The following is a 9,550-nucleotide window of genomic DNA, read 5'->3' as shown; positions in this document are numbered from 1 at the left end:
CACCTCACCCCCACAGAGAAGGATCCCCATGAGCAAGCTCAGCAGATCGCTGGTCGCCGCCGCGGCGGCGGGTTCGGCGGCGCTCCTCGGCGCGGCCGTGCTCCAGCCCGCGAACGCGGCGCCCGTGCCCCAGGCCGATGCCGCCCCCAAGGCCAAGGCCAAGACCGAAGCCGCGGCGGCCGGCCAGGACGTGATCGCCAACCTGTGGTCGTGGAACTGGAAGTCGGTGGCCGCCGAGTGCTCCGACGTCCTCGGCCCGACCGGTTACTCCGCGGTGTGGGTGGCCCCGCCCGCCGAGTCGCTCGCGCACCCGGACGGCAACTGGTGGGACGTGTACCAGCCGTACAGCTACGAGTTGAACAGCCGTTTCGGCAACAAGGACGACTTCGCCGCGATGACGAAGGCGTGCGGCGAGGCCGGTGTGAAGGTCTACACCGACGCCGTCATCAACCACACCTCCGCCACCGCCGGCACCGGCTACGCGGGCACGAAGGTGACCGACAAGTACCAGCCCGCGATGTACCAGAAGTCCGACTACAACGTGGACGTGTGCAACCGCACCATCAGCAACTGGAACGACAAGTGGGAGGTGCAGAACTGCGAACTGCTCGGCCTGCCCGACCTGAAGACGGGCAGCGAAGGGGTCCGCTCGAAGATCGCCGGGTATCTCAACTCCCAGATAGAGCTGGGGGTTTCGGGCTTCCGCTTCGACGCGTCGAAGCACATACCGGCCGGTGACCTGGAGGCGATCGTCGGCCAGTTGAACACCACGGCGGACGGCTCGGCGCCGTACGTCTTCCACGAGGTGTTCCCCGGCGCGACGCCCAACCCCGACGAGTACTACGGCAGCGGCAGGGTGCTCGACTTCGGGTACGCCGACCAGCTCAAGTCCGCCTTCCAGGGCGACATCGCGTCCCTGAAGGACTTCGGCAACGGGCTGCTCCCGGGCGACAAGTCGGTGTCGTTCGTGACCAACCACGACACCGAGCGGGAAGGCCGCCACCTCTCCTACAAGGACGGTGACACCGCGGTCCTCGCCAACGTGTTCCAGCTGGGCTGGAAGCACGCGGCACCGGCCGTCTACGCGGGCTTCACGTACGACAACAAGGACGCGTCGCCGCCCGCCGACGGCAACGGCTTCGTCACCGACACGGACTGCGGGAACGGCGCCTGGGACTGCCTGGACCGCGACCCGCGGGTGACCGGCATGGTGGGCTGGCGGGCCGCCGTCGGTGACGCGGACGTGACCGACTTCCAGTCGCCGCAGGGCAACGTCATCGGCTTCGGGCGCGGCACGAAGGGCTTCGTCGCCGTGAACAACTCCGGTGCGGCGGTGACCGCGGAGTTCGGCACGCAGGTGCCGGACGGCACGTACTGCGACGTCCTGAGCAAGGACTGCGCGGGCAAGGTGACGGTCTCCGGCGGCAAGGCGAAGCTCGACCTGCCCGCCAAGTCGGCCGTCGCGTTCCACCCCGGCGCGAGCTGACCCGACCGGCTCTCCGGTGGCCGCCGTTCCCGTGCGGGGAACGGCGGCCACCCGTCGCGTATCGTTCCACTCACTCCACGTACAACTGCGCGCGCGGCACCACCTGTTGGTCCTGTCCCGGGCTTGACCAGAGGAGCTTCATATGGGCCTCGCCGCTCTGCTCCGCGTAGTCGATCCTGATGGCGTGCCGGGTGCCCGCCTTCAGCTCGACCCGCGCCTTGTCGACGCGCGGCTCGTGCGGGTCCCACGCGTCGATGACCAGCTTCCCGTCGATCCACACCCGCGCCCGGTCGTCGGAGACCGTCGTCAAGGTGTACGTCTCCGTGCGGCGCGGCTCGACGGCGCCGGTCCAGCGGACGCCGAAGCCGTCCGACGGGATGCCCGGATGCGGTGAACCGGTGTATTTCCAGGCGTGGTTGACCTCCGCGTCGACCCGGGTGACCTTCGGGGCGCCGGTCAGCTCGGGGTTGTCGAAGATCTCCTGCCGCAGGCCCTTCCCGTGGCCTTCGGGCGCGGTCGGGCCGGGGTCGACGGTGAGTTCGACGACGGTCGCCGTGGGGTTGGTGGCCGCCCCGGACGGCGTGAGGTCGTAGCCGTCGCCGGACGCGGTGACGGTCACCCGCTGGTCGGAGCCGAGCACCCGTGCCGAGGTCACCGCGAAGCCAGTACGCGCCTTCAGGTGCAGCGCGGCGCCCGGTCCGGGCCAGTCGGTGACGGCCGCGTACAGCTTGTCGCCCTTGCGGCTGACCGCTCCCCAGGCCGGTTCCTCGACGAGCCCGCCGTAGCCCGCGCCGTACACCGCCTCGCCCTGGCCGTCGGTACGCAGCCAGGCGCCGATGTCGCGGAGCCGGTCGAGGGAGGGCTCGGGGATGCGGCCACGGGAATCGGGGCCGACGTTGAGGAGGTAGTTGCCGCTGCGGGACGTGGTGGCGAGGAGGTTGCGGACGAGGCTGGTGGACGACTTCCAGTTCTCGTCGTAACGGGCGTACGCCCAGTGCCCGTTGAGGGTCATGCAGGACTCCCACAGCTGACCGTCGACCGGGGCGTCGGGGATCTCCTGCTCGGGCGTGCCGTAGTCGCCGTCGACGACGCGGCGTTTGCCGACCCGGTTGTTGATGACGAGGTCCGGGTCGAGTCCGCGCAGATACGCCTCAAGGCGCTCGCCGTCCCGCGCGGTCCACGGGTTGTGCGGCTTGTCCGTGTCCCACTCACCGTCGAACCAGAGCAGCGCCGGGTCGTACCGGTCGACGAGCTCCTTGAGCTGGGCGTACATCCGCTTCTCGTACCGGGGGAAGGTCGCGGGGTCGTGGAAGTCCGGGTCGTGCCAGTCCCAGATCGAGTAGTAGAAGCCGAGCTTGATGCCCGCGTCGTCGGCCGCTTCCTTGAGTTCGGCGAGGATGTCGCGGCGCTTGTCGAACGCCGAATGGTCGCGCAGATTCCAGGAGTTGACCTCGGTGGGCCACATCGCGTAGCCGTCGTGGTGCTTGGACGTGATGACGAGGTACTTCATCCCGGCACCCTTGGCGGCCGCGACGACGGCCTTCGCGTCGAACTCGGCCGGGTCGAAGGCCGCGGCCTGCTTCTCGTACGCGTCCTTCGGGATGTCGCACTCCCGCTGGATCCACTCGGCGTCACGGCACACGGTGCCGTCCGGGCGGGTGTACTCGCCCTCGAGCTGGGAGTAGGCGCCGAAGTGGATGAACATGCCGAACCGGTCCTGCCGGAACCACGCGGTGCGGTCGGCGGTGAACGGGTCGTCGGTGGCGTGATCGGTGCCGGGTCCCGCCTCGGGTCGCCCGGCCGTGGGTGCGGCGCTCGCGGCGGGCAGGGCCGCGGCGGCGAGCGCGGCGGTGAGGAGCAGGGTCAGTGCGGTGACTCTTCGCCTGGTGCGGCTGCGGGGTGTGCGCATGGGGCGGCTCCTGAATCGTCGGATCGCTGGGGACCGTAGAAGCCCAGACATCGGATGTCAACGCCAGCAACTGGCCATATCGACCGAAGAGTTGAGCCACTCTCCGGCCACCGGTCCGATGTTTCCCGCCTCTTCAAAGGCGGAAGCACCCAACTCCCCGTCAACTCTCCGTCCGCCGGGCGAGACAGGCCGCTGCGGCGCGCGCCCCCGCGTGCATACTGTCGCCGCACATCGATCACGCCAGGCGCAGGGGAGAAGCCGATGACGGACTTGAGCACCACCGCACAGGCCGAGCAGTCCGCAGCCGACGGGCGGACCGGCGGAGCCGGGACGGCCACGGTCGCGTTCAAGCCGCTGTTCGAGGTGTCACCCGCGGCCAAGGACCTGGTGGCGGCCGCAGAGGCCCGCTTCCAGTCGGCGCTCGCCGAGTCGGCGGCGGAGTTCCGGTTCGGGCCGATCCAGGCGGCGGCGAAGGATCTGCCGGGCGGCTCGCTGGTCCGGATCATCCCCGGCTTCGGGCTGCAGGAGCAGGCGCCGACCCATGTGATGGTGCTCACCCTCAAGGAGGCCGTACGCCAGGCGCTGTCCAGGCCGCTGGACAACGACGAGTTCTGGGAGCGCACCGAGAAGGCCCTGACCAGTGCGTTCGTCGGCCTCGGCGAGCAGCTCGACGCCCCGCACCTGGTCCTGCGGCCGACCGCCGAGGGCACGAGCTACGACTACCACCTGCTGTTCGCCCTGGAGGACGAGGAGACGGAGGGCTTCCTGTACGTGGTGGCCTTCTGCGTGCATGTGACGGTCGGCCTGGACCGTGCGCAGGTCCTGGAGCTTTCGGTGGAGGACACGGCCCCGTACTCGATCCGCCTCGACGCGTTGTGCGTTCGGCAGCCGGTGGCCTGAGCGGCGCGACTACCGTGGCCGGATGGAACAACGACTCAGCCTGATCACGCTCGGTGTCGACGACCTGGCCCGCTCCCGCGCCTTCTACGAGGCGTTGGGCTGGCGCGGCCAGGAGGTCGAGGAGACCGTCTTCTTCCAGGCCGGCGGGCTCGCCCTGGTGCTGTGGTCGCGGGCGAAGCTCGCCGCCGACTGCGGCATCGAGGACGCCCGCGCTCCGGGGTTCGGCGGGATCGCCCTGGCCCACAATGTGCGCTCGGCCGCGGAGGTCGACGCCCTCCTGACCACGGCCTCCGAGGCCGGGGCGAGGATCACCAAGCCGGGCACACATTCCCCGCTCGGCTTCTACACAGGCGTCTTCCTCGACCCGGACGGCCACCCCTGGGAGATCGCCCACAACCCGGGCTTCGCGTTGGCGGACGACGGGTCGCTCACGCTGCCTGACTTTGGTGAGGGGCCGTCGGCGTAGGCTGGATTTCAGGCCTTTTGCCCAGGTCGACGGCCGTACCGGAACAGGGCTTGGCCGTCGCATTTCGGACGATCCCCCGTGTCGCCCGAAATGCGAACGGCAACCCTGAACAGGGCCCGAAAGGGCCCTGACCAGCACACGCTGAGTATAGTTGGCTCAGAGCCAGTCAACGCAGGAGTTACAGGATGACCCCCCGGAGCGCAGCGGTCAACGAGGAACTGCGGCGGCGCTCCCGCGAGCGGCTGCTCGACGCGACGGTCACGCTCGTCGGTGAGCGCGGGTACGAGGCGACCACGCTGGGTGACATCGCGGATCTGGCCGGTGCCGCACGCGGACTGGTGTCGTACTACTTCCCCGGCAAGAGCCAGCTGCTCCAGTCCGCGGTGCACCGCCTGATGAACCGCACCCTCGAAGCGGCCCTGGAGCGGGAGCCGCGCACGGACGACGGCCGCGAGCGTCTCGCCCGCGCCATCGACGCGATCCTGGGGCTCGCGCAGGAGCGTCCGGTCCTGATGCGAACGCACATGGCGGGCATCCTGCAGGCGGAGGGTTTCGTGCAGTGCCCCGAGCAGCAGCGGCTCGCGGAGCTGCTGCGGGACACCTTGCGACGGTACGGCGCGGCCGACGTGGACGCCGCATACCCGTTGCTGCGGGCGCTGTTGATGGGCGCCGTCTTCGCGGTGCTGCTGCCCGGCGCGCCGATGCCCGCGGACACCCTGCGCGACGATCTGTTCCAACGGTACGGCCTGGACTGGGAGTTGGGCGTCCCGCCGAGCGCGAAGCCACCCGGCGGGACCATGCCGACGCTCACCCGGTGAACGGCGCGAGCCGCTCACCGGGCAGCGAACGGGCCTGATTCCAGGGCCCGTTGGTGTGTTACGGCCCGTCAGTCGAAGTAGTCGGGCTGTGACTGGACGTTCAGCTCGCTCATCCGGACGTCCTTGGCCGGGTCCGTACGGCTGTCGTTGATCTTCAGTACGTCGAAGCCCTTGGCCATGTCGTTCGAGTAGATGTAGCCGTTGTAGTAGTACGCCGACCAGGAGCCGCCCGACTTGATGGCGTCGGTGGACAGCGGGCCGCGCTCGAAGTACGCGATCTCCTTCGGCTTCGCCGAGTCGGTGAAGTCCCAGACGGAGACGCCGCCCTGGTACCAGGCCTGGACCATCAGGTCCTTGCCCTTGACCGGGATGAGCGAGCCGTTGTGGGCGACACAGTTCTCGGTGTCGGCCTGGTGGCGCGGGATCTTGAAGTAGCTCTTGAAGACCAGCTTGCGGTTGTCGCCGCTGCCCTTGATCTCGTAGATGCCGTCGGCGCCCCGGTCGGGACCGGTGGCCTCGTTGCAGGTGGCCGCGCCGCCGCCGCCGAGCTCGTCGGTGAAGACGACCTTGTTCGCACTCTGGTTGAAGGTCGCCGAGTGCCAGAACGCGAAGTTCACGTTGTCCTGGACCTGGTCGATGACCTTCGGCCGCTCCGGGTCCGCGATGTCGAAGAGGATGCCGTCGCCCATGCAGGCGCCCGCCGCGAGGTCCTTGGAGGGCAGCACGGTGATGTCGTGGCAGCCGGTGGTCTTGGAGACGCCCGGGTTGGTGGGCGCACCCGGGTTACCGCCGCCGTCGGGGCCGTCACCGGGGAAGAGCACCGGGAAGCCGACGACCTTGGCCTGCTCGGGCGCGCTGCGCGGCACCTTGATGACGGAGATGCCGTCGTGCGGAGGCTGGCAGTCCGGGAACGTCGCGCTCGGCGAGTACGAGGAGACGTACACGTACACGTTCTTGCGCTCGGGCACCAGGGTGTGGGTGTGCGAGCCGCAGGCGGTCTCGACGGCGGCGACGTACTTCGGGTTGGCCTTGTCGCTGATGTCGAAGACCTTCATGCCCTCCCACGAGGACTTCTCGGTCGCCGGCTGTGTGGTGCTGCTGCAGGAACTGTCGCTGCGCGACGAGTCGGTGGACAGGAACAGCAGGTTCCCGGAGACCGAGATGTCGTTCTGCGAACCGGGACACAGCACCTGCGCCACGGTCTTGGGCGCCTTCGGGTCGCTGATGTCGAAGACGCGGAAGCCGTCGTAGTTGCCGGCGAACGCGTACTTGCCCTGGAAGGCCAGGTCCGAATTGGTGCCGGGGAGCGCGTCCTTGGGGATGTTCCCGAGGTGCTCGATGTTGTCGGAGTGCACGATCTCGTCGGGCGCGGGTATCTCGCCGTCCCTGATCGCCTGCTCGGCCTCGGCCTGCTCACTCTTGGAGACCTCGCGCTTGGTGGGCGCGTCGCCCGGGTCGGGTGTCGCTGCGGCAGGTCCTGCCGTCAGGAGCGCTGCGGCGAGCCCGGCGGCCGCGGCGAAGACACCCAGGCGTCTGCGCCGCGCTCGGGGTTCGTTCAACAGGGTCACTGCGTCCTCCCTTGTAGCCGTTCAGAGTTGAACGGTTCACGGACACCCGCAGTATCGTGCTCGCCATGCCCATATCAACAGATGGCAACGTACTTGTCATGTAAGTTTCCGATCATCGCCGTACGGAAGCGTGCTAGGAACGGTCACTCGTCCCGCTCGTCTTTCACCTGTGTTTCAGGAGGCAGTTGTGCCGATCCGCCGCAGACCCCAGCGTGTCCGCGCACTCACCGCCGTGGCGACCGCGGTCGTCATCGGCCTCGTACTCACCGGATGTGACGCCTCGTCAGCAGATGACAAAGCGGCCGACGGCTCCGGCGAGAACGGCCCCTCGGTGATCGCGCCGGGCAAGCCGGGCGAGGAGGCGGAGCGGATCTCGCCGGAGGAAGCCGCCGAGATGGCCGACGACGACACCCCCAACTCGGCTGACTTCAGCTACGCCGACATGATGATCGAGCACCACGCGCAGGCCCTCGTCATGACCGAACTCGCCCCGGAACGCGCCCAGTCCACCCCCGTGAAGCGCCTCGCCGAACGCATCGCCGCCGCGCAGGGCCCGGAGATCGACGCCATGAAGGGCTGGCTGAAGAACCACGACGCGGACAAACGCCCGAGCGAGGGCGGCGGCCACGACCACCACGGCGACGCCCCGATGCCGGGCATGGCCACCGAGGCCCAGCTCAAGACGTTGAAGGCGGCGGACGGCAAGGCCTTCGACCAGCTTTTCCTGAAGCTGATGATCACGCACCACGGCGGCGCCGTCACCATGGCCACCGATCTGCTCTCCGAGGGCAACAACGTGCAGATCGAGGAGATGGCCAACGACACCGTGGCCCAACAGACCAGCGAGATCGGCCGGATGCGCGAGATGTCCTGAGCGGTCCGGGCGCCACCGGCGCGCGTCTCCCCTTGTGCGGGCTCCGGTGCGATGCTGGAAGCACCCCCGGGCACCCCGTGGAAGGAGCCCGCCGTGCTGCATGTCGCCGTCGTCGGATCGGGACCGAGCGGGGTCTACACCGCGCAGACCCTGGTCAGCCACGCCCCGGACCGGGCCCACCCCGGCGCGGCCGGCCCCGAGGAGGTCGGGCCCCAGGACATCCGCGTCGACGTGCTCGACCGGCTGCCGTGCCCGTACGGCCTGGTCAGGTATGGCGTCGCCCCCGACCACGAGAAGATCAAGTCGCTGCAGAACAATCTGCGGACCGTGCTCGACGACCCCCGCGTCCGCTTCCTCGGCGGCGTCCAGGTCGGCGCGGACGGCGTGCGGCCCGACCAGCTCCTGGAGCTGTACGACGCGGTGGTGTACTGCGTGGGCGCCGCCACCGACCGGCACCTGGGGATTCCGGGCGAGGACCTGCCGGGCAGCTGGTCGGCCACCGAGTTCGTGTCCTGGTACAGCGCGCATCCGGACGCCGTCGAGGACACCTTCGTCCGCGACGTGCGGTCCGCCGTGGTGATCGGCGTGGGCAATGTGGCCGTCGACGTGTGCCGCATCCTGGCCCGCGGCGCCGACGATCTCCGGCCCACCGACATTCCGCAGGGCGCCCTGGACGCACTGGCCCGCAGCACGGTGCGCGACGTGCACATGGTGGGCCGGCGCGGCCCCTCGCAGGCCAAGTTCACCACCAAGGAACTGCGCGAGCTGGCCACCCTCCGCGAGGCCGAAGTCGCCGTGGACGCCGAGGAGTTGGCGCTCGACCCGGACTGGGCGGACCCGTCGTCACTGCCCGCGCCGAACCGGCGCAACGTCGACGTACTGCACTCCTGGGCCGAGCTCCCGCCCCAGGGCCATGCCCGCCGCATCCACCTGCGGTTCTTCCTGCGCCCCTGCGAGCTGCTCGACGTCGGCGGCCGGGTCGGCGGCGTACGTTTTGAGCGCACTCTGCCGGACGGCCGGGGCGGAGTGCACGGCACCGGTGAATTCGAGGACATCGAGGCGCAGTTGGTGCTCCGCTCGGTCGGCTATCGCGGGGTGCCGCTCGACGGGCTGCCCTTCGACACCGCGTCCGGCACCGTGCCGAACGCGGCGGGCCGGGTGCTGCGCGACGGCCGTGTCGCACCGGGTGAGTACGTGGCGGGGTGGATCAAACGCGGCCCCACCGGAGTCATCGGCACCAACCGCCCGTGCGCCAAGGAAACCGTCAACTCCCTGCTTGAGGACGCCACTTCACACCCGCGTCCGCCGCGCGAGCACACCACCGACCCGCTCACCGCGCTGCGCGCCCTCGGCCTGCGCCCCGTCGAGTGGACCGGCTGGCAGTCCATCGAGCGCGCCGAGGCGGCACTCGGCGCTTCCCTCGGCCGCGGCCCGGTGAAGATCCCGGACTGGGCGGGACTGCTCGCGGCGGCACGGAACGGCACGGAGGACTGAGCACGGAGGACTGAGCACCCCGCCCCGTCCTGCCC

General features: G+C 69.7%; 8 protein-coding genes. 6 read left to right on the top strand and 2 right to left on the bottom strand.

The window, feature by feature from the left end:
* Window positions 1–28: 28 nt before the first annotated feature.
* Window positions 29–1,486, top strand: coding sequence for an alpha-amylase (locus GUY60_RS28530; RefSeq protein ID WP_161702921.1), 1,458 nt, complete (start codon window positions 29–31; stop codon window positions 1,484–1,486).
* 70 nt (window positions 1,487–1,556) lie between these two features.
* Here GUY60_RS28530 and GUY60_RS28525 read toward each other — a convergent pair whose 3' ends face one another.
* Window positions 1,557–3,395 carry an alpha-L-fucosidase gene (locus tag GUY60_RS28525; RefSeq protein WP_161702919.1) on the bottom strand — a complete coding sequence of 613 codons (1,839 nt, stop codon included), beginning with the start codon at window positions 3,393–3,395 and terminating at the stop codon, window positions 1,557–1,559.
* 261 nt (window positions 3,396–3,656) lie between these two features.
* On the opposite strand from GUY60_RS28525, the gene GUY60_RS28520 reads away from it, so the two are divergent.
* The 3 genes from GUY60_RS28520 (at window position 3,657) to GUY60_RS28510 (ending at window position 5,579) form a co-directional block, all read left to right on the top strand.
* A complete protein-coding gene (locus GUY60_RS28520) occupies window positions 3,657–4,295 on the top strand; it encodes a Type-2Aa cytolytic delta-endotoxin (RefSeq protein WP_161702918.1) in 639 nt (212 codons plus the stop codon).
* Between the two features lie 22 nt (window positions 4,296–4,317).
* Window positions 4,318–4,761 (top strand): VOC family protein, encoded by a 444-nt coding sequence (locus GUY60_RS28515; RefSeq protein ID WP_161702916.1) that lies wholly within the window; start codon window positions 4,318–4,320, stop codon window positions 4,759–4,761.
* Between the two features lie 185 nt (window positions 4,762–4,946).
* Window positions 4,947–5,579, top strand: coding sequence for a TetR/AcrR family transcriptional regulator (locus GUY60_RS28510; RefSeq protein WP_161702914.1), 633 nt, complete (start codon window positions 4,947–4,949; stop codon window positions 5,577–5,579).
* Between the two features lie 68 nt (window positions 5,580–5,647).
* On the opposite strand, the gene GUY60_RS28505 is transcribed toward GUY60_RS28510, so the two are convergent.
* Entirely contained in the window at window positions 5,648–7,147 is a 1,500-nt protein-coding gene (locus GUY60_RS28505) for an LVIVD repeat-containing protein (protein WP_161702912.1), read from the bottom strand.
* A gap of 187 nt (window positions 7,148–7,334) precedes the next feature.
* On the opposite strand from GUY60_RS28505, the gene GUY60_RS28500 reads away from it, so the two are divergent.
* A complete protein-coding gene (locus tag GUY60_RS28500) occupies window positions 7,335–8,021 on the top strand; it encodes a DUF305 domain-containing protein (RefSeq protein WP_161702910.1) in 687 nt (228 codons plus the stop codon).
* A gap of 93 nt (window positions 8,022–8,114) precedes the next feature.
* Window positions 8,115–9,515, top strand: a complete 1,401-nt coding sequence (locus GUY60_RS28495; protein ID WP_161702923.1) for an FAD-dependent oxidoreductase — start codon at window positions 8,115–8,117, stop codon at window positions 9,513–9,515.
* Window positions 9,516–9,550 lie beyond the last annotated feature (35 nt).

Source organism: Streptomyces boluensis, from assembly GCF_009908195.1.
Classification (GTDB): domain Bacteria; phylum Actinomycetota; class Actinomycetes; order Streptomycetales; family Streptomycetaceae; genus Streptomyces; species Streptomyces boluensis.
This window is presented reverse-complemented; position numbering and strand designations above follow the sequence as displayed.

Bases quoted from the DNA above. Each gene is read 5' to 3' on its own strand.
- GUY60_RS28515 (WP_161702916.1), top strand. From the start codon at position 4,318: ATGGAACAACGACTCAGCCTGATCACGCTCGGTGTCGACGACCTGGCC.
- GUY60_RS28525 (WP_161702919.1), bottom strand. From the start codon at position 3,395: ATGCGCACACCCCGCAGCCGCACCAGGCGAAGAGTCACCGCACTGACC.
- GUY60_RS28530 (WP_161702921.1), top strand. From the start codon at position 29: ATGAGCAAGCTCAGCAGATCGCTGGTCGCCGCCGCGGCGGCGGGTTCG.
- GUY60_RS28510 (WP_161702914.1), top strand. From the start codon at position 4,947: ATGACCCCCCGGAGCGCAGCGGTCAACGAGGAACTGCGGCGGCGCTCC.
- GUY60_RS28520 (WP_161702918.1), top strand. From the start codon at position 3,657: ATGACGGACTTGAGCACCACCGCACAGGCCGAGCAGTCCGCAGCCGAC.